Origin of the sequence: Mycolicibacterium lacusdiani (assembly GCF_021916785.1) — a bacterium.
Lineage (GTDB): Bacteria > Actinomycetota > Actinomycetes > Mycobacteriales > Mycobacteriaceae > Mycobacterium > Mycobacterium lacusdiani.
Map to the genome: position 1 here is coordinate 304,426 of NZ_JAKCFC010000004.1, position 18,343 is coordinate 322,768.

General features: G+C 64.2%; 16 protein-coding genes. 10 read left to right on the plus strand and 6 right to left on the minus strand.

The window, feature by feature from the left end:
• Nucleotides 1-3: 3 nt before the first annotated feature.
• Complete coding sequence (locus LOK44_RS15075) at nucleotides 4-606, minus strand: TetR/AcrR family transcriptional regulator (RefSeq protein WP_237570863.1); 603 nt, start codon at nucleotides 604-606, stop codon at nucleotides 4-6.
• 880 nt (nucleotides 607-1,486) lie between these two features.
• Here LOK44_RS15075 and LOK44_RS15080 point away from each other — a divergent pair.
• The 8 genes from LOK44_RS15080 to LOK44_RS15115 all read left to right on the plus strand — a co-directional run bounded on the left by LOK44_RS15080 (nucleotide 1,487) and on the right by LOK44_RS15115 (nucleotide 10,689).
• Nucleotides 1,487-2,197, plus strand: coding sequence for an MlaE family ABC transporter permease (locus tag LOK44_RS15080; RefSeq protein WP_237571184.1), 711 nt, complete (start codon nucleotides 1,487-1,489; stop codon nucleotides 2,195-2,197).
• Nucleotides 2,194-3,051: an ABC transporter permease gene (locus LOK44_RS15085; RefSeq protein WP_237570864.1), complete on the plus strand. Its 858-nt coding sequence runs from the start codon at nucleotides 2,194-2,196 to the stop codon at nucleotides 3,049-3,051. Before LOK44_RS15080 ends, LOK44_RS15085 begins: the two co-directional genes overlap by 4 nt.
• A 90-nt stretch (nucleotides 3,052-3,141) precedes the next feature.
• Nucleotides 3,142-4,524, plus strand: coding sequence for an MCE family protein (locus tag LOK44_RS15090; protein ID WP_237570865.1), 1,383 nt, complete (start codon nucleotides 3,142-3,144; stop codon nucleotides 4,522-4,524).
• A complete protein-coding gene (locus LOK44_RS15095; RefSeq protein ID WP_237570866.1) occupies nucleotides 4,521-5,549 on the plus strand; it encodes an MCE family protein in 1,029 nt (342 codons plus the stop codon). The genes LOK44_RS15090 and LOK44_RS15095 overlap by 4 nt, the downstream gene beginning before the upstream one ends.
• Nucleotides 5,546-6,796, plus strand: coding sequence for an MCE family protein (locus LOK44_RS15100; protein ID WP_237570867.1), 1,251 nt, complete (start codon nucleotides 5,546-5,548; stop codon nucleotides 6,794-6,796). Before LOK44_RS15095 ends, LOK44_RS15100 begins: the two co-directional genes overlap by 4 nt.
• Nucleotides 6,793-8,091, plus strand: coding sequence for an MCE family protein (locus tag LOK44_RS15105; RefSeq protein WP_237570868.1), 1,299 nt, complete (start codon nucleotides 6,793-6,795; stop codon nucleotides 8,089-8,091). The genes LOK44_RS15100 and LOK44_RS15105 overlap by 4 nt, the downstream gene beginning before the upstream one ends.
• The gene (locus LOK44_RS15110) at nucleotides 8,088-9,227 is read left to right on the plus strand and encodes a virulence factor Mce family protein (RefSeq protein WP_372481245.1); all 1,140 of its coding nucleotides are present in this window, start codon (nucleotides 8,088-8,090) and stop codon (nucleotides 9,225-9,227) included. The genes LOK44_RS15105 and LOK44_RS15110 overlap by 4 nt, the downstream gene beginning before the upstream one ends.
• A 1-nt stretch (nucleotide 9,228) precedes the next feature.
• Nucleotides 9,229-10,689 carry an MCE family protein gene (locus tag LOK44_RS15115; RefSeq protein WP_237570869.1) on the plus strand — a complete coding sequence of 487 codons (1,461 nt, stop codon included), beginning with the start codon at nucleotides 9,229-9,231 and terminating at the stop codon, nucleotides 10,687-10,689.
• Between the two features lie 17 nt (nucleotides 10,690-10,706).
• Here the strand turns inward: LOK44_RS15115 and LOK44_RS15120 are convergent, their stop codons facing one another.
• Together LOK44_RS15120 and LOK44_RS30115 are read right to left on the minus strand one after the other, a co-directional pair.
• Entirely contained in the window at nucleotides 10,707-11,315 is a 609-nt protein-coding gene (locus tag LOK44_RS15120; RefSeq protein ID WP_237570870.1) for a TetR/AcrR family transcriptional regulator, read from the minus strand.
• Nucleotides 11,316-11,480: 165 nt separating this feature from the next.
• Nucleotides 11,481-11,816, minus strand: a complete 336-nt coding sequence (locus tag LOK44_RS30115) for a transposase (RefSeq protein ID WP_372481246.1) — start codon at nucleotides 11,814-11,816, stop codon at nucleotides 11,481-11,483.
• Between the two features lie 328 nt (nucleotides 11,817-12,144).
• Here LOK44_RS30115 and LOK44_RS15130 point away from each other — a divergent pair, with 328 nt between their 5' ends.
• Nucleotides 12,145-13,536 carry a Mu transposase domain-containing protein gene (locus tag LOK44_RS15130; protein WP_237570871.1) on the plus strand — a complete coding sequence of 464 codons (1,392 nt, stop codon included), beginning with the start codon at nucleotides 12,145-12,147 and terminating at the stop codon, nucleotides 13,534-13,536.
• Nucleotides 13,533-14,384: an IS21-like element helper ATPase IstB gene (gene istB / locus LOK44_RS15135; RefSeq protein ID WP_237570872.1), complete on the plus strand. Its 852-nt coding sequence runs from the start codon at nucleotides 13,533-13,535 to the stop codon at nucleotides 14,382-14,384. The genes LOK44_RS15130 and istB overlap by 4 nt, the downstream gene beginning before the upstream one ends.
• An 842-nt stretch (nucleotides 14,385-15,226) precedes the next feature.
• Here the strand turns inward: istB and LOK44_RS15140 are convergent.
• The 3 genes from LOK44_RS15140 to LOK44_RS15150 form a co-directional block, all read right to left on the minus strand.
• On the minus strand, nucleotides 15,227-15,595 hold the full coding sequence (locus LOK44_RS15140; protein WP_237570873.1) for a hypothetical protein: 369 nt from the start codon (nucleotides 15,593-15,595) through the stop codon (nucleotides 15,227-15,229).
• 352 nt (nucleotides 15,596-15,947) lie between these two features.
• Nucleotides 15,948-16,865 (minus strand): alpha/beta fold hydrolase, encoded by a 918-nt coding sequence (locus LOK44_RS15145; RefSeq protein WP_237570874.1) that lies wholly within the window; start codon nucleotides 16,863-16,865, stop codon nucleotides 15,948-15,950.
• Nucleotides 16,862-18,217 carry a cytochrome P450 gene (locus LOK44_RS15150; RefSeq protein ID WP_237570875.1) on the minus strand — a complete coding sequence of 452 codons (1,356 nt, stop codon included), beginning with the start codon at nucleotides 18,215-18,217 and terminating at the stop codon, nucleotides 16,862-16,864. Before LOK44_RS15150 ends, LOK44_RS15145 begins: the two co-directional genes overlap by 4 nt.
• Nucleotides 18,218-18,343: the final 126 nt, after the last annotated feature.

Here is an 18,343-nt window from a genome sequence, read left to right on the forward strand (position 1 = left end):
ATGTCAGCCGACGGCTTTGCGCTCCGAACGGACGCGGGACTTCCTGGGTTCGAGCCCGGCTGACGCACCGAGCACGACGAGAACGTCGCGGAACTCCCGATAGTCGCGCGAAGGCATGAAGTAGTGCGAAAACGCCATTCGCACGATCAGGTCCGCGATCTCGTCCAGGGTGGCCAAACCGCCGAGCACTGCGGCGCTCTCGCTCAGCACCGGCTCCAACGCATCGCGTAGCACCGCAGACAGCCGAGGCGCCACCTGCTTGATGTAACCCACCACGAAGCCGGGTTCGAGCTGACCGATCTGCACGGTCGCAGGGTTCTCAACCCAGAACCGCAGCATGACGTCGATGACGATCTGCAAGCGGTGAGCGGGCTCGGGATTGTCCTCGATCGCCATTTCGAGGCCTGTTTGCAGCTTTGTGACGAAGTGGTCGCCCAACGACTGAAGGAGCTCGTCCTTGTTCTTGAAGTAGCGGTACAGCGTCCCGACCGACACCTCGGCCTCGTGCGCGATGTCGCTCATGGCAAGTTTCTTCGGACCCTGGCGCGCGATAGCACGCAGCGCACCGTCGAAGATACGGGACTCAGTACTTGCCCTGGTCGCCAACGGAGGAACCTTTCGTCGTGGAGCAGCCGGACTTTGCGCAAGTTCGACTCGCCGGATTTTATCGCAACACGATGGAGCGAACACAGTTGGACACTGCTGCCTGATTGCACTGAGCAGTCGCACATCGTGGACGAATAGTGGCCACCGCTGCCTCGTAGTCACGGCGTTTTCAGCGATCTCAACGTGCTGGTGTTCCGGCGTAGAACAAGCAATGCCGCTGCGATTTTCGTCTAGATCGACGCCGTCGTTGCAACGGTCTGAATCGTGCTGCGAGAGGTTAGCCGTCGATCGGGTGATAGCTCGGCGGGCAGCCCCAAACGGTTCCGCCGGGGCCCCTAGTGCTCGATCAGTCAGTTCTTCCTGATTGAACTCGATAGGGCACGACTTCGTACCACGATTCGTGCGCCTGGTGTTGTCACTACGATCGGCACCTGCGACAAATGCGCATCGTCGTTGCCTCACTGCACGACCCGTGCGGCTTCGTGATCTGACACCACCTTGAATTGATGCAAAGCGTTGACGGCGCCGTCACGGCGTCGCTCCGAGCTTCTAGCACTGCAGTGGTGATCGACCGAAGGAGATTGGTGTGCGCCATATTCGAGACAAAGGTGGTCTGACTACCGAACGATCCCTCGACCTCGGGCAAACCGTCAACGGCGCAGAATCTTCCCCTCTTGACCCGTTATTGTTATGAAACTAAAGTACTGAGATGATGGCAATCCGCGAAGACTCGATCAGCCCCGCCCCCCATGGTGGGCGTGAGAATGCTAGTCAGCGATCGTTTGCCAGCACCGGGCGGGGGTTGTTGCGTCGAAGGTCACGCGCGCTCTCGTCGGAGGTTGCCGCCAAACCGTTGCGAGCCTTGGGTGGCTTCTTCGCGATGACACTGGACACCGTCGTGCAGATTCCCCGTCGACCCTTCGCGACGCGCGAGTTGGTACTACAGTCCTGGTTCGTGGCAAGGGTGTCGCTACTCCCGACACTCATGCTGTCGATCCCTTTCACCGTCCTCACGGTGTTCACGTTGAACGTGCTGCTCTTGGAGTTTGGGGCTGGCGATTTCTCGGGCAGCGGCGCTGCCCTTGCCGCTGTCACACAGATCGGGCCGTTGGTGAGTGTGTTGGTGGTCGCCGGCGCCGGCGCGACTGCGATGTGTGCCGATCTGGGCTCTCGCACCATCCGCGAAGAACTCGACGCGCTGCGGGTACTCGGTATCAACCCCATTCAGGCGCTGGTGGTTCCGCGGGTCCTGGCAGCAACCATGGTTTCGATGCTGCTGTCCGGATTGGTGATTGTTACGGGCCTCGTTGGGGGCTTCGCCTTCTCGGTCTTCGTCCAGAACGTGACACCCGGCGCCTTCACCGCGGGAATCACGTTGCTCACGGGGGCGCCTGAGTTGGGCATCGCGGTCGTCAAGGCGGGCCTGTTCGGTCTCACTGCCAGTCTGATCGCTTGCTACAAGGGCATTTCGGTCGGCGGTGGCCCAGCGGCGGTTGGCAACGCGGTGAACGAAACCGTCGTCTTCTCGTTCCTGTCGCTGTTCGTCATCGACGTCATCGCGACTGCTGTGGGCATCAAGGCGACGGCATGATCTGCAGCCTTCCGAGTCCGCGCTTCCCCCGGCTGAGGCACGAACTCGACGTCGTGGTCGCGGGCTGGAGAGGCGTTGGCGCGCAGGCGCGCTTCTTCGCGCAGACCCTCGCCGCGGTCGGCGACGCGTTCACTGCCTACCGAGGTGAGACGCTGCGAATGATCGCGCAGATGGGTTTGGGCGCGGGAGCTCTCGCTCTCATTGGCGGCACCGTGGGCATCGTCGGCTTCCTTACCCTGACAGCTGGGTCGCTGGTCACGATCCAGGGTTACAGCTCGCTCAGCGACATCGGCGTGGAGGCGTTGACCGGTTTCGTCTCCGCCTACGTCAATGGCCGCATCGTCACGCCGCTCACCGCGGTGATCGCCTTGTCGGCGACCATCGGCGCGGGCACCACCGCGCAACTAGGGGCGATGCGGATCAACGAGGAGATCGACGCCCTCGAGGTCATGGGTATCCGCTCGGTGGCGTACCTCGCCTCCACTCGTGTGGTGGCCGGCGTGATCGTCGTGATCCCGCTGTACTGCATCGCGGTCTGGATGTCGTTCATGTCCGCTCGCTTCGCCACGACGGTCTATTACGGCCAGCCGACGGGTATCTACGACCACTATTTCTCAACCTTCCTTCAACCGACCGACATTCTTTGGTCGCTGTTCCAAGCGGTCCTGATTGGCCTCGTCGTCATGCTGGTCCACACCTATTACGGATTCACCGCTTCTGGTGGCCCGGCTGGAGTCGGCGAGGCGGTCGGACGAGCGGTACGTACGTCTCTGGTGGTTGCCGTGATCGTGATCTTGTTCGCTTCACTGGCCATCTACGGGCGCACCGGCAACTTCCACTTCTCCGGCGGCTGAGCATGGCACATTCACACATCACTCCGACTTCGTGGCGCTGCTCTCCGGTCGGACACTCGATCCGGGTCTGCCGGTAACGCAATGGGATTCATGGGCACTGGTGATAAGCACCTCGGTTGGTGGACGACGATCCTGTTGACCGTCGTGATCGGGCTCGTGACGCTGTCATGGGCCTTGTTCAATGGGTCATTCCGATCGTCCGCGCCGGTGACACTGACCTCGGACCGCTCCGGTCTGGTGATGGAACCGGGCAGCAAGGTCAGGTTCCGCGGCGTGCAAGTGGGTCAGGTCCGCTCCTTGAGTGCGGGAACTCAATCGGTGAAGCTGCAGCTCGAGATCGACTCCGAGGAGATGGACAAGCTTCCCGCCAACGTCAGCGCTCAGATCAGGGCCACCACGGTCTTCGGCGCCAAGTACGTCGACCTCATCTATCCCGAACATCCGCAGGCCCGGCGCCTGGCGGCCGGGGCAGTCCTGCAGTCGAGAAATGTCAGCACCGAGGTCAACACCGTCTTTCAGAACTTGCTCCAAGTACTCACGCAGCTCGATCCTGCCAAGCTCAACGCCACGCTCACCGCCCTGGCCGAGGGAGTCCGCGGGCAGGGTGAGGACATCGGCGCCGCCACCACCGACGCGAACGAAGTCTTGCTGGCGGTCAACCCTCGGATGGACACGGTGCGGGAAGACCTACGCTCGCTGAGTGGATTCAGCCGCGCGTATGGCGGGGCAGCGCAGGACATTCTGAAGACACTGTCGTCGGTCTCGACGACGAGCACCACCATCACGAACCGGGCGGCTGATCTCGACGCGTTGCTCCTCAACGTGGTCGGATTCGCCCAGGCGGGGACGAATCTGATCCAGCCAAGTCAGAGTGACCTCGTCAAAGCCGTCAACGTGCTCGAACCCACTACGAACCTGCTGATGAAGTACAGCCCGTCCTACACCTGCATGCTCCTCGGCGCGACGTGGTTCCTCGACAACGGGGGTCGGGATGCGCTGGGCGCAGGGGACGGCAGGTCGGGCATTCTGGATGCGACCTTCCTCCTCGGCGACGACGAGTACAAGTATCCGGTGAACCTGCCCGTGGTCGCGGCCAAGGGCGGGCCGGGAGGCAAACCAGGCTGCGGATCGCTTCCAGATCCCAGCAAGAATTACCCTGTCCGCCAGTTGGTCTCGGATACCGGGTGGGGGACAGGCCTCGACATCCGCCCGAATCCGGGAATCGGCCACCCCTTCTACGCCAATTACCTGCCTGCCACACGCGCAGTTCCGCAGGCCCCGAGCATTCGTGGCGAAGGTCCCCCGGCGATCGGGCCGATTCCCTACCCGGGCGCACCGCCGTACGGTGCGCCGCAATACGGGCCCGACGGGACGCCGCTCCATCCGCCGCCGCCCGGCACGTCGCCCACCCTCCCGTTGCCCGCTCTGCCGCCCGTGGCCATTCCGCCGGACGTGCCGGGAACGCAGCCGTGAGGGACAACCTGGCTGGCGCGCTCTGGCGGTTGGCCATCTTCGTCGCGGTTTGCCTGCTGACACTGTTCGGGCTGTATGCGGTGTTCGGGCAGCTGAGGTTTCAGGAGGAGAAGTCTTACAACGCGGAGTTCTCGAACGTGGGGGGACTGGAGGAGGGCAACTTCGTCCGCATCGCGGGTGTCGAGGTCGGTAAAGTCAAAAAGGTTGTCATCAAGGACAATTCGTTTGCTCTGGTGGAATTCACTGCGGACGATTCAGTGGTTCTGACTTCAGGTACGAAGGCGGTGGTCCGCTACGACAACTTGATCGGCGGGCGCTTCCTGGCCTTGGAGGAGGGCGCTGGCCCGACTCGCCGACTCCAGTCCGGCCAGACCATCCCGTTGAACCGAACCGCGCCGGCCCTCGACCTGGATGCGCTCATCGGCGGTTTTCGGCCGTTGTTCCGCGCCTTGGATCCCGAACAGGTCAACGCACTTACGGGTCAACTGATCGCCGCATTCGAAGGGCAGGGCGTAACCGTGGGATCGTTCCTCGCTCAGACGTCGGCGCTGACGAACACGCTGGCCGATCGCGACGACCTCATCGGCCAGGTGATCGTCAACCTGAACAACGTGCTTGCCTCGCTGGGCGATCAGAGCGACCAGTTCGGCACAGCGGTGGATTCGCTGTCGGAGTTGGTCGAGGGGCTGGCCGACCGCAGGACCGACGTCAGCCGCGGAGTGGCCAATCTCGACGCCGGCGCAGCCTCGGTCGCTGACCTGTTGACCCAGGCGCGTCCACCACTGCGGACCGCCGTTGCCGAATCCGACCGCGCCACATCGATCGTCGTGGCGGACCACGCGTACTTCGATGACCTGCTCAACACACTGCCGGACGCGTATCAGCAGCTCGGCCGGCAGGGACTCTATGGCGACTTCTTCAGTTTCTACCTGTGTGACCTGGTGCTCAAGGTCAACGGGAAGGGCGGCCAGCCGGTGTTCGTCAAGTTGGCCGGCCAAACGACCGGAAGGTGCGCGCCGCTATGAAGTCCTTCGCCGAACGCAATCGCGTGGTCGTCGGCGCGATCGGCTGTGCTATGACCGTCGGGATCGTGGTGGGTGCAACCCAATACGACAGATTGCCGTTCTTCTCGGGTGGACACGTCTACTCGGCGTACTTTGCGGAGGCGGGTGGGCTGCGCTCGGGCGCTGCCGTTCAGGTCTTCGGCGCCCGGGCCGGCCAGGTGTCGAGCATCACGCTGGACGGGCCGCGGGTCCTGATCACCTTCGACGTGTCGAAGGACGTCGAGCTCGGTGACCGAACCGAAGCGGCGGTGAAGACCAAGAGCCTGCTCGGCACCAAGATCTTGGAGGTCACGCCACGGGGAAATGGCGAACTGTCGGGCGCGATTCCGCTCGATAGGACGACCTCCGCCTACCAGCTGCCGGATGCGCTGGGCGACCTCACGACCACGATCAGCGGCTTGAACACCGACCAGGTGTCGGAGTCGTTGTCGACTCTGGCCGAGACCTTCGCCGAGACCCCGCCCGAACTCAGAGCAGCCGTTTCAGGTGTCGCCCGTTTCTCGGAGATGATCGACGCGCGGGACGCACAACTACGCACCCTGCTAGCCAACGTCAACAAGGTGACCGCCGTGCTGTCGGAACGGAGCGAGCAGATCGTGAATTTGATCTCGAACACGAACGCCTTGATGGCGGAACTACAGAACGAGAGTGCCGCGCTTCGCACGGTGTCGGCGAACATCTCCGCACTTTCCCAACAGCTCTCGGGTCTGGTCGCCGACAATCGTACGCAACTCCGGGCGGCGCTGGACAAGCTCAACGGCGTACTGACCATCGTGGACAACCGCAAGGAGCGGGTGCAGACCTCGATCAAGATGCTCAATTCCTATGTCACCTCGCTGGGCGAGGCAGTTGCTGCCGGCCCGTTCTTCAAGGCCTACGTCGCGAATCTGTTGCCCGGGCAGTTCATCCAGCCGTTCGTCGACGCTGCGTTCTCCGACCTCGGTCTGGACCCGAGTGTGCTGCTACCGTCCGAGCGCACCGACCCCGAGGTCGGCCAGCCCGGCACTCCCGCACTGCCGGTGCCGTTTCCGCGTACCGGGCAGGGCGGCGAACCCAAATTGACTCTCCCTGACGCCATCACCGGCAATCCCGGCGATCCGCGCTACCCCTATCAGCCACCCCTCCCGCAGCCCGCGCCCGGTGGGCCACCGCCGGGACCCCCTGCCGGCTACGTGCCTGGTCCGGTCATGCCGGAGGCAACGCCATGACCAAGCTGCGCAGGTTTCGGGCGGCGCTGACGGTCACCTTGGTCCTGCTGCTGGTGGCAGGCGGGCTGACCGTCATCCCTGATGCCGGTCACACCGACACGATCACCCTCACGGCCTATTTCGACAACAGCAACGGCATCTTCGCCGGCGACGAAGTGCAGATCCTTGGGGTGCCGGTGGGCAAGATAGAGATGATCGAGCCACAGCCGGGACGCGCGAAGATCACCTTCTGGTACGACGGCGAATTCCAGGTGCCTGCCGACGTTCAGGCGGCAATCCTGTCGCCTGCGCTCGTCACGTCTCGGGCAATTCAGCTGACGCCGGCGTACACCAGCGGACCCACCATGACCGATGGCGCCGTCATTCCCGAAGAGCGCACTGCCGTGCCGGTGGAATGGGACGACTTTCGCGCGCAGCTCGACAAGCTGAGCCAGACCTTGCAGCCCACCGAGCCGGGCGGGGTGGCCCCGCTGGGATCGCTGATCAACACCGCGGCCGACAATCTGCGTGGTGAAGGCGCCAACATTCGGGACACCATCATCAAGTTGTCCCAGGCGATCTCGGTACTGGGCGACCACGGCACCGACATCTTCAGCACGGTGAAGAACCTTTCGGTCCTCGTCTCGGCGCTGCAGGGCAGCACCGACCTGATGCGTCACGTGAACCGCAACGTCGCCTCCGTCACCGCTCTACTCTCCGCCGATCCGGACGCCGTAGGCAATGCCATCAAGGACCTGAACGTGGCGGTCGGGGATGTCCAGGGTTTCGTGGCGGAGAACCGCGATCCCTTCGGGACCACATCAGACAAGCTGGCCTCCGTTTCGCGGGCCGTGGTCGACAGCCTCGACGACATCAAGCAGACACTGCACGTCGCTCCGACGGCACTGAACAACTACAACAACATCTGGCAGCCGGCCCAGGGCGCACTGTCCGGAGCGTTGATGCTCAACAATTTCGCCAGCCCGATCACCTTTTTGTGTGGCGCGATACAGGCGGCGGCACGACTCAATGCGGAGGCATCCGCGAAGCTTTGCGTGCAGTACTTGGCACCGATCATCAAGAACCGGCAGTTGAACTTTCCGCCGCTCGGCGAGAACCTCTTCGTCGGCACTCAGGCCCGCCCCAACGAGGTCACCTACAGCGAGGACCGGCTGCGGCCGGACTACATCCCCCCCATGCCCACGGGGCCACCCGTGGCCGACGGCAACGCCGCACCCTTGCCTGCCGAGGCGGTTCCAACGGATCCGGACGAGGGCCTGCCCGGGCTGATGGTTCCGCATGCGGGTGGCTCGTGAGGCGCCCGATCCGGGTCGGCGTCGCCGGCTGGCTGGTGGTGCTGCTCGCTGCCCCGGTGCTGTCGGGTTGCGGGTGGCGCGGCCTCAACTCGATGCCGCTGCCTGGTACCGCAGGCGGTGGCCCCGGTTCATTCGAGGTCAAGGCACAGTTGCCGGACGTCACCAACATTCAGCAGAACTCACGCGTCCGCGTGGGTGACGTGACGGTCGGCAACGTCGTGAAGATCGAGCGCGAAGATTGGCACTCGTTGCTGACCATGCGGATCGATGGCGGCGTGGACCTGCCCGCCAACGCGGTCGCCACGATCGGCCAGACCAGTCTGTTGGGTTCGCTACACGTGGAGCTGGCACCACCGAAGGGTGTGCCGCCGGAAGGCAAGCTGCGCAATGGGTCGGTGATCCCGTTGACGGCGGCGGGTAGCTATCCAACCACCGAGCAGACGCTGGCGGCCCTGTCGCTGGTGCTCAATGGCGGAGGTATCGGCCAGGTTCAGGACATCACCAGGGCGTTCAGCACCGCGTTCGCCGGCCGGGAGGGCGATCTGCGCAGCTTGATCGAGCAGTTGGACCAGTTCATAGGGCGACTCAGTGCGCAGAGCGGCGACATCATCGAGGCAACCGAGAGCGTCAACGATCTGGTCGCTCAGTTCTCCGATCAGCGACCCGTGCTCGATCGTGCTCTTCAGACCTTTCCCGAAGCCCTGTCGGTGCTCAAGGAGCAGCGCCAGAACCTGGTCGAGGTGCTGGACAAGCTCGGGAAGTTCAGTGCCCTGACCGCGGACACCGTCGATCAAACCAACGACGCCCTCGTTCAGGAGCTGAAGGACCTGGGACCGGTCCTGAAGTCGTTGGCAGACGCGGGTCCGTCGCTCACCCGTTCACTGAGCTTTCTGACGACGTTTCCATGGAACAAGGAGACGATCCCGAATTGGTTCCGGGGTGACTTCGCCAACCTCACGCTCGTCCTCGATCTGACGCTGAGTCGGCTCGATTCGGCGTTTCTCACCGGGACCCGCTTCGAGGGAGAGTTGACCGAGCTGGAGATGCAGTGGGGGCGCACGATCGGACAGCAACCCAGCCCCTATACCTCGGTAAATCCGCTGACGTTTCCCTATCAGTCGAATCAGGGGCCCTAGCATGCATTTGGAGAGGCGCGTACTGATCAGGCTGGCTGCCTTCGCGGCGGTCTCCCTCATTGCCATGGGCGTGACCGTCTTCGGGTACGTCAAGGTGTCGAACCTCATTCCCGGGTTCGGGCTCTACACGGTAACCGTTGCGCTGCCTCACTCGGGAGGCTTGTACGCCGGCGGAAACGTCACATATCGCGGTACGGAAGTGGGCCGGGTAACGGACGTCCGAATAACCGAGGCGGGCGTAGAGGCGGTGCTCTCACTCAAAGCGGGCATCGACATCCCGTCGGACCTCGATGCGGAAGTCCATAGTCAGTCAGCAGTGGGCGAACAGTACGTCGCTCTGCTACCGCGCGACGGCGAGTCCCGGCCGCTTCGAAACGGGGACGTCGTACCGATTGCGCGCACCATGGTGCCGCCCGACATCAACTCGCTGCTCGACGCCACCAACATAGCTCTTGAGGCGATCCCGCAGGACAACCTCAAGACTGTCATCGACGAGAGCTATACGGCCGTGGGAGGTCTCGGGCCCGAACTGTCCCGAATCGTGAAGGGTTCGACGAAGTTGGCCAGCGATGCGAGGAAGAACCTCGACTCGTTGACCACGCTGATTGATCAGTCCCCGCCTGTGTTGAACTCCCAGGTCGATACGTCGGACTCGATCCAGAACTGGGCCGCAAACCTGGCGAACCTCACCGGCCAGCTCGAGGAACAAGACACCGCGGTCAACGGACTGTTGCAACAGGGGCCAAAGTCGGCGGACGAGGTCCGACAGCTCTTCGAACGCTTGCAGCCGACGCTGCCGATCCTGCTGGCCAATCTCGTCAGTGTCGGCGAAGTCGCCGTCACCTACCAGAACGGCATCGAGCAGTTGCTGGTGCTGCTGCCACACGGCACCGCGATCATGGGCGGCGGCGTCGTGCCCAATCTGGCCACCAAGCAGGACTACAAGGGTTTCTATCTGGACTTCAATCTGAACCTGAATCTGCCTGCGCCCTGTTCGACCGGGTTCCTACCGGCTCAGCAGCGGCGGTCAGCCAGTGAGGTGGACTATCCGCCCCGTCCCGAGGGCGACCTGTATTGCCGGGTGCCGCAGGACTCGGCGATCAACGTCCGTGGCGCACGGAACATACCGTGCGAGACGGTCCCCGGGAAGCGCGCACCTTCGGTCAAGATGTGTGAAAGCACGGAGAACTACGTTCCTCTCAACGACGGCTACAACTGGAAGGGCGACCCGAACGCAACCCTGTCGGGGCAGGGCGTGCCGCAACTGCCGCCGGGCACGCCGTCGGTAGCGGTTCCACCCGTGCCCGCGCCGGCGCTACCGCCGATCGCGGCCGCAACCTACGACCCGGTCACCGGCAGTTACGTCGGGCCCGACGGGCGTCTGTACGCACAAGCCAATCTCGCTCAAAACGCTGCAGGAAATCGCACATGGCAGTCGATGCTCTTGCCTTCAGAGGGCTAACGCGTCGCGCGTCGGTTTCAGCCGGCTTTGGAACTCGGTTTCCGACGGGCCTTCGGCTTGCCGGTTGGGGCGATGGCGAACAGCGAGGCCGCAAGCGCGGGGACCTCATCTGACTGGCTTCCCGGCAGGAACAACGTCGACATCACGCTGCGCAGAAAGAGATCGCCAAGCTGATGTTTGGTCAAGGTTCCAGATATCACCAGGGGCGACTCGTCGGCGGCGGGCCCGAGCGCCTCGACGACCACGTCGATCAGGTTGGGGAACGTGTCGCGGAGGAACGCCAGCGTGAATTCCGGTGCCACGTCGAGCATGCGGTTCAAATCCCCGCCGCCGCGCTGGGCGGTCAAGGTCTCCAAGACGACCTGGACCCGCGACCCAGGGTCGGGATTGGCCGCGATTGCCGCCGCGAACGCCTCGGCGACGCCCTCCTCGAAGTGGCGCCCGAGATGGGCTAGGACTTCTTCTTTGCTATCGAAATACCGGTAGAAGGTGCCGCGCGCCACCTGCGACGCTTCGCATATGTCGCTTACTGACAGCTTGTGCGTACCCTGCCTGCTCAGGGCCTTCATGGTGCCCACCAGAATCTTCTGTACGGCATTCTCGGATCGCTGGCCGTCAGCAACCATACTCATTCACCTCATCGCCGATCCGGCCAATTCAAAATGCGCGGCCTGCGAAACATGCACGAGATGTCCACTAAGCGTCGCACCTGTCATTATGGTCATATAGACGGCGTCTGTCGGGACCGACCTGAACATTGTGAGCGAATGCACGCTGGGAGTGGTGCTGCTTCAGCGCCAACAAGCCACGTAGGCCTTGATGGGTTCGTGGTGCTGCATCCGCACGATGACGGTGCGGCAGAGGGCAGCGTTGGCTTGTCGGTGGTCGCCGCGGTTGAGCCGGTGGCGGGTGGTTATCCCGGAGGACGCGGGGATGGGTGCCACGCCCGCAGAGCTGGGCCCGAGCCGGTTCAGAGGGGACCCTCTCGGGGTTGTCGCCGGCGACGATGAGCATCTTGGAGGCGACGTCGGCGCCAGGCCGAAGGCTGCTGACAGCTGCGGCGCCGATGCGGTGGTGAGTTCGGCGAGGACCTCCTCGTGGGCGGTGATTTTGTCGTTGAGTCGCACCCAGCCCCGTGCGATCGAACGCAGCGTGTGGTAGCGGCCCCGACGGTGGTGGTGGAGCCCGGATGTAGGCCGGACAGCGGTGAATCAGCGCCATCTTCGACAAGGTTGAGTTGCTCGCGCAGCGCGGTGGGAGCATTGACCAGGATTGACTTCAGCAAGATCATCGCCGTCGTACCGAGATCGAGAGTGGCTGACGGCGCTCGCTGAAATTCCCCAGTAACGCTCATCGAAATTCCCCACCTGTGTGGCACCGCCAAAGAGGGCGGGTCTCCCTTGATGCTGATGGTCTCTGACCACGCATCGGCTATCAAAGGAGACCCGCTTTCTCATGCTGACATGGGAGGACGATGTGGAAGTACATGCCCTACGCGAACGAGGCTGGACGATCTCGGCGATCGCCAGGCACACCGGCCGTGACCGCAAGACCATCCGCGGCTATTTGAACGGCACCAGCACCCCTGGGGTGCGCAAACGCCCTGTGGTGGATGCCTTCGAGGTGTTCGTCGCATACGTGACTGCACGCCTGCTCGATGATCCGCATCTGTGGATCCGGACGCTGTGCGACGAACTCGAGGACCTCGGGTACGCGATGTCGTATCAGACGCTGACCCGCCAGGTCCGCGACCGCAAGCTGCGCCCGGTGTGTCAGGCATGCCTGACCGCGACCGAGAGACCGAACGCCGTCATCGACCACCCGCCAGGGGAAGAGACGCAATGGGATTGGCTGGATCTGCCGAACCCGCCGGCGTCGTGGGGATGGGGTTCGATGGCGCACCTGTTCGTCGGCACCCTGGCGTGTTCGGCCAAGTGGCGCGGCGTCCTGGCCTCAGACATGACCCAGCCCCGGGTGATCGATGGGCTCGACCGGATCTGCCGAGGACTCGGTGGAGTGAGTCGGGTATGGCGGTTCGATCGGATGGCCACGGTGTGTCACCCGGAGTCCGGGAAGCTGACGGCCAGCTTCGCCGGGGTGGCCAAACACTACGGGGTGTCGGTGGCGATCTGCCCGCCGCGACGCGGCAATCGCAAAGGCGGGGTGGAGAAGTCCAATCACACTGCTGCGCAACGCTGGTGGCGAACGTTGTCGGACGACGTGACTGTCGAGCAGGCGCAGGACAGTCTCGACAGGTTCTGTCTGCGCCGCGGTGACACCCGGTTGCGCCCCACCGTCGACGGGAGGGTCTCGGTGGCTTCTCTTGCCAGCGGTGAGGGGTTGCATCCGATGCCGGCCACGGCCTATCCGGCGATCCTGACCACAGAGCGGGTGGTCTCGCGCCAGGCGCTGATCTCTTATCGCGGCAACCGGTATTCGGTGCCACCGGAACTCGCGTCGGCGAGTGTGAACGTCAACCAGGTACTCGGTACCGATGTCATCGACGTCCTCACCGCGTCGGGGATCACCATCGCGCGGCACCGACTCGCACCTGATGGGACTGGGGCGATGGTGCGCGATCATGGCCACGTCTACGCACTGGAGCAGGCCGCGATGGCGGGCGCGAACACTGGGCGGCCACACCGCCGCAAGGAACGCATCCCACCCGGCACCCAGGCCCTCGCTGCGGCCGCGGCACTACGCCACGATCTGCCCACCCTGACCACTACCGGAACTCATACCTCTGAGTCTGGTTTCACCACAACACAATCCGATGTCATTACTGCGGTCCTCTACGACCTGTCGGTCTACGAGCGCGCCGCCCGTGGAAGGAACACCCTGTCGTGACCCACCCCACCACCAGCCAATCTGCGGACCGTCTGCCAACGCCGAACACCGCCGAAGCGGCCAGCCTCTATCAACGCCTGCGAGGGCATCTGGCAGTGCTGAAACTGCACGACGCGGCCGAGGCGCTGCCCTCGGTCCTGGACCAGGCATCGGCGGAGGACCTATCGATGACCGCCGCCCTGGACCGATTGCTCTCGATTGAAGTCGAGGCCACCGAAGCACGCCGACTTGCTGGTCGGTTGCGATTCGCCTGCCTGCCCACACCCGCCTCGCTGGAGGACTTCGACTACGACGCCGCCGCTGGGGTCGACCGCAAGATGATCGACGAACTGGCCACCGGCCGCTACCTCGAGACCGCAACCAACGTCCTGCTGATCGGCCCGCCGGGGGTCGGCAAGACTCACTTGTCGGTCGGATTGGCAAGGGCTGCAGCGCATGCGGGGTACCGCACCTACTTCACCACTGCCGCCGACCTCGCGGCCCGCTGCCATCGTGCCGCCATCGAGGGCAGGTGGGCCACCACGATGCGGTTCTACGCCGGCCCGACACTGCTGGTGATCGATGAACTGGACTATTTGCCGCTGCCCGGCGAAGCAGCCGCGGCGTTGTTTCAGGTTGTCTCACAACGGTATAGGAAGACTTCGATCGTCATGACCACCAATCGCGGTGTCGGATCCTGGGGAGAAGTTCTGGGCGACAACACCGTTGCCGCGGCCATGCTCGATCGTCTCCTGCACCGCTCGGTCGTGCTCAACCTCGACGGCGACTCCTACCGCCTACGAGACCACAACGCCCGATCAGAGAAACTCCGCAGAACAACCACCGGGACCCGACACCCACTACAGTGAAGACCGCTCACAGGTGAGGAATTTCGCCGAGCACAACTGGGGAATTACGATGAGCCTCGTCATGGCGGCGGAGGGTTCAGCGGATTTCTGCGGTGCCGACCTCGCTGAGTCCGGCGAAGCAATGCGCACGGCGGCTGAGGCGGGGTAAGCCGCCGCTCCGACACCTGCTCGACCCTGAACAGTTCGGGCTCCCTCGATAGAACACGCCGCTTATTTCATGGATAATGACGAATATCCATGACAGCCCAAGAAAAAGCGGTCGTGAGAGAACACGGCTCACGGCTGTCATTCCGCGAAAGCCAAGACAGAGCAATGCCCACTGTTCTCTCAGTCCCGATGGCCAGCACGTTGGGGCAGCGGACCGACACTTCTGTCTCCGTATCGGGTGTGCCATCGTGCGAGCACCGCTGCATCACGTGACGAAATAACGAGCGCTCCGTGGCCCCGAGACAGGTGCGAGTCTGTGGTTCACCGCCTACCGGAGATGCGCTCACAGGATATGACACGAAAATGAGACAGGTTCCGTGTGACATGACGTGAGGCAAATCGAAGTCGTCGCAGGTCAACCGCTCGGCCATATGACAGTGGATCTGAGAATCTACATTGGGGGTGTGGCTTCTGAAGTTTGATGTCCAGTTCTCAAATGAAATGTTCATCTGATGTCCAATTGGATATTCGAGTGAGTTTCCGCCCATCGAGCCAGCGGTAGCACTGGTGGCCGGCCGCTGGCCAACGCCGGGGATGGACCACACCCGCGGATGCTGCGTGCCGGGCGTTTCGGACCCACGCCGATCTGAGTGGCCGACGGCACTGTCCGAGTGATCCACCCCAGCCGGGTGCGCCTATGCGTCACCCAAACTCGGCCGGTAGTCCGCCACTTCGGTCTCGGCAGCGAGCAACGCACCCAATTCGCCCTCCTGCTGGGCGACGAACACACCGATCACCTGCCGACACACCTCCGGCACGCTGACCCCGCGCATATCAGCAATACGTCTCAACCCGAACAGCATCGACGTCGACACGTGAAACTGCACGGCGAATTGACCGCAAGAACCATCCTCGGGCGGTGACCCCGGACCAACGACCACCGGATGATCTGACCCAAATACGTCGACATCAGCACCGCGAGCCCTCTCAACGGCCCCGCCACTAGCGCCGCCAGCAACGCCCTCGTCCGGGTCGCGGAACTCCTCATGGCTGAACAAACCCATTGCGCCCACGCTAGACCTTGCAGAATGCCGAAGCCGCCAAGTGAGCGGGTGCGGCCCGCAGGAGACCAAGGCGGACATGAAACTCGAGAAGCCACAGGGGCGGTTGTGGCTTCTCAAACTTGCGGGCCACTTCGGAAATCAAGTGTCCACACGATGTTCAATCGGACATGAGAGTGAGTTTCTCGCCCTGAAGGTCATCCCCAGCGCGCATCCACACCAACTCCGGGCAGCGAGTTCTGGGACACGCAGTGCGGACAGGAAACGAGACAGCGCCACTCGGCAGAACGGGGTGTGGGAGTGGTCCCCGTCCCACCCCGTCTCCTTTCGCTAGCAAGGAGACGACTAGGAGTGGTTAGAGCGGTTCAGGATCTGTAATCGTCTTGGCGAGTTGGTCGCTGACGAGGTCGAGTAGCCGAGCCCACGCGCCCGTCGGTAGGTCGTGGCCCATGCCGACGATCGTCTCGAGGCGGGCGCCGGGGATGGCTCGCGCGGTCGCCGCGCCACCGGTCGGGTGCACCATGCGATCGCGGTCGCCGTGGATGACGAGCGTGGGCACGTCGATGGCGGCGAGTTCCGCGGTCCGGTCGCCGGAGGCGAAGATGGCCGCGAGCTGGCGGCTGACGCCGTCGGTGGTGGGATCGCGGTCCCATGCCTCACCGGCCTTCTCGGCCACCCACTGCGCGTCGAACGGATAACCGTGTGAACCGATGTGACGGAACGTCGCCACTGCGCCGTCGACCGCCTGCTGACGTGTGCGTGCCGGCTTCGACGTGGCCAGTCTCCACCACGTAGACGCCGCGGGCCTGCCGATCCGCGGGGCGCCCGTGGTCGACATGATCGACGTCAACGTCCGCACCCGGCCGGGATGGTGCGCGGCGACGGTCTGGGCGATCATGCCGCCCATCGAGACGCCGACCAGGTGCGCGTCGCGGTGACCGAGCGCGTCCAGCAGACCAACCGTGTCGCGCGCCATGTCGCCCAGGTGGTACTGGCGCGGATGGTTCCCCCCGCGCAGCATCGCCACGGGTTTCGGGGCGGGAAAGTCCATGTGCGTCGACCGCCCGACGTCGCGGTTGTCGAACCTGATGACGCGGTGCCCGCGCTCCACCAGCGCCGCGGCGAAACCTGCGGGCCAGGTGTGCTTCTGCTGACCAAGGCCGGCGATCAGGACCACCGGCGGGTCACCGGGATCGCCGAATCCGTCGTGGCACAGCGTGATTCCGCGGCCGACGTCGACCAGTTCCTCGGTGACCGTCTCGTCGGTGCTCATGCCGACACCCGGGCTTGACCGGCATTCGTGACGTCCTGCGGCGTCCGGCGGCGGTAGACGACCGCACGTCCACCTCGCCCCGGGGCACTCGCGACGCCACGGGAGTGAACGGGTTCGGCGTCGGCGTAGGTGGTGCGGAACTCGAACTCGCGCAGCAGGGTCTGCAACGTCACCATCATCTCCATGTTCGCGAACGCGGCGCCGATGCAGCGCCGGACGCCGCCGCCGAACGGAATCCACGCGTGGTTGTCCGGCGGATTGCCGACGAAGCGGTCGGGGTCGAACGCATTGGCATCGGTGAAGCTGCGTTCGGCGGCGTGGGCCAGCGAGATGCTCACCAGCATCACCTGCCGCTCGGGAAGCACGTACTCACCCAGCCTGATCCGTTGCTTGGTGACACGCGCGAACCCGTCGATGACCGGGCGGACCCGTTGCACCTCGAAGATGGTGGCCTGCAACAGGTCCGACCCGCCACGCGCGGTCTCCTCAGTGAGGCGTGTGAGCAGGCGGGGATGGCGGGTGATCCGCTCGACGGCCCAGGCCAGTGTGGTGGCGGTGGTTTCGTGGCCGGCGGCGAGCAGGGTGAGCAGTTCGTCGGCCACGTGGTCGTCGGTGATCGGCGACCCGTCCTCGTAACGGGCTGAGAGCAGCATCGCGAGAACGTCACTGCGGTCGGCGGCGTTCGTGTCCCGGCGGGCGTCGGCGATCAGGCGGGCGATGGCAGCGTCGTACCGGCGACGCGATTCCGTCAGGCGAGCGCCAGGGCTCCACCTGCCGTAGTTGCGCCTGAACGACGGCGGCAGGACGGCCAGCCGTGACGCCTGGAGCACCATCGGCGGCAGCAGTTCGCGCAGCTCCTCAAGCGCCGCGCCGTCGGCGCCGAACACTGCGCGCAGGATCGCGTTGAGGGTGATCCGCATCATCGAGGGCAGCGTCTCGAACTCCTCGCCCTCGACCCATGTCGCACTCTCGCGCTGAACCTCCTCGGCAATGATGTGCTCGTAACCCTGCATCCGCTTGCCGTGAAACGGCGGGACGAGCAGCTTGCGGCGGGCGCGGTGCGCCTGACCGTCGAGGCTGAACGTCGAGCCGGGGCCGAGCACCTCGCCCAGGGTTCCCGCGCGACCGATCATGTCGGTATTCGTCGTGAACACCTCCTTGACCAGCGCTGGATCGCTGATCACCACAGCGGACCCGAAGATGGGCAGGTTCAGCACGAACTCCGAGCCGTACCTACGGCTCAACAGCGCCACCGCGCGGTCGCGGGCGGTCAGGAAGCCGATTCCCTGCAGGAGCCTCGGGATGCGCGGCGACGGAGGCAGCCGTACCGGATCAGTCGTTGCCCGAGCCACGTCGTTTGACCTCCACAAATCGGTACACGGCAGTACCGATTACGGTACGTATCGGTACCGAACGGCGCAAGGCCACGTCGGTCGCCCCCTGCGTGGCGGATGCCATCTTGCCTGGCGGATAGGAAA

What these genes read in the sequence shown, in the direction of transcription:
- LOK44_RS15120 (WP_237570870.1), bottom strand. Translation starts at nt 11,315, where the DNA reads ATGGTTGCTGACGGCCAGCGATCCGAGAATGCCGTACAGAAGATTCTG.
- LOK44_RS15130 (WP_237570871.1), top strand. Translation starts at nt 12,145, where the DNA reads ATGCTGACATGGGAGGACGATGTGGAAGTACATGCCCTACGCGAACGA.
- LOK44_RS15100 (WP_237570867.1), top strand. Translation starts at nt 5,546, where the DNA reads ATGAAGTCCTTCGCCGAACGCAATCGCGTGGTCGTCGGCGCGATCGGC.
- LOK44_RS15115 (WP_237570869.1), top strand. Translation starts at nt 9,229, where the DNA reads ATGCATTTGGAGAGGCGCGTACTGATCAGGCTGGCTGCCTTCGCGGCG.
- LOK44_RS15145 (WP_237570874.1), bottom strand. Translation starts at nt 16,865, where the DNA reads ATGAGCACCGACGAGACGGTCACCGAGGAACTGGTCGACGTCGGCCGC.
- LOK44_RS15085 (WP_237570864.1), top strand. Translation starts at nt 2,194, where the DNA reads ATGATCTGCAGCCTTCCGAGTCCGCGCTTCCCCCGGCTGAGGCACGAA.
- LOK44_RS15140 (WP_237570873.1), bottom strand. Translation starts at nt 15,595, where the DNA reads ATGGGTTTGTTCAGCCATGAGGAGTTCCGCGACCCGGACGAGGGCGTT.
- LOK44_RS15080 (WP_237571184.1), top strand. Translation starts at nt 1,487, where the DNA reads ATGACACTGGACACCGTCGTGCAGATTCCCCGTCGACCCTTCGCGACG.
- LOK44_RS15090 (WP_237570865.1), top strand. Translation starts at nt 3,142, where the DNA reads ATGGGCACTGGTGATAAGCACCTCGGTTGGTGGACGACGATCCTGTTG.
- LOK44_RS15105 (WP_237570868.1), top strand. Translation starts at nt 6,793, where the DNA reads ATGACCAAGCTGCGCAGGTTTCGGGCGGCGCTGACGGTCACCTTGGTC.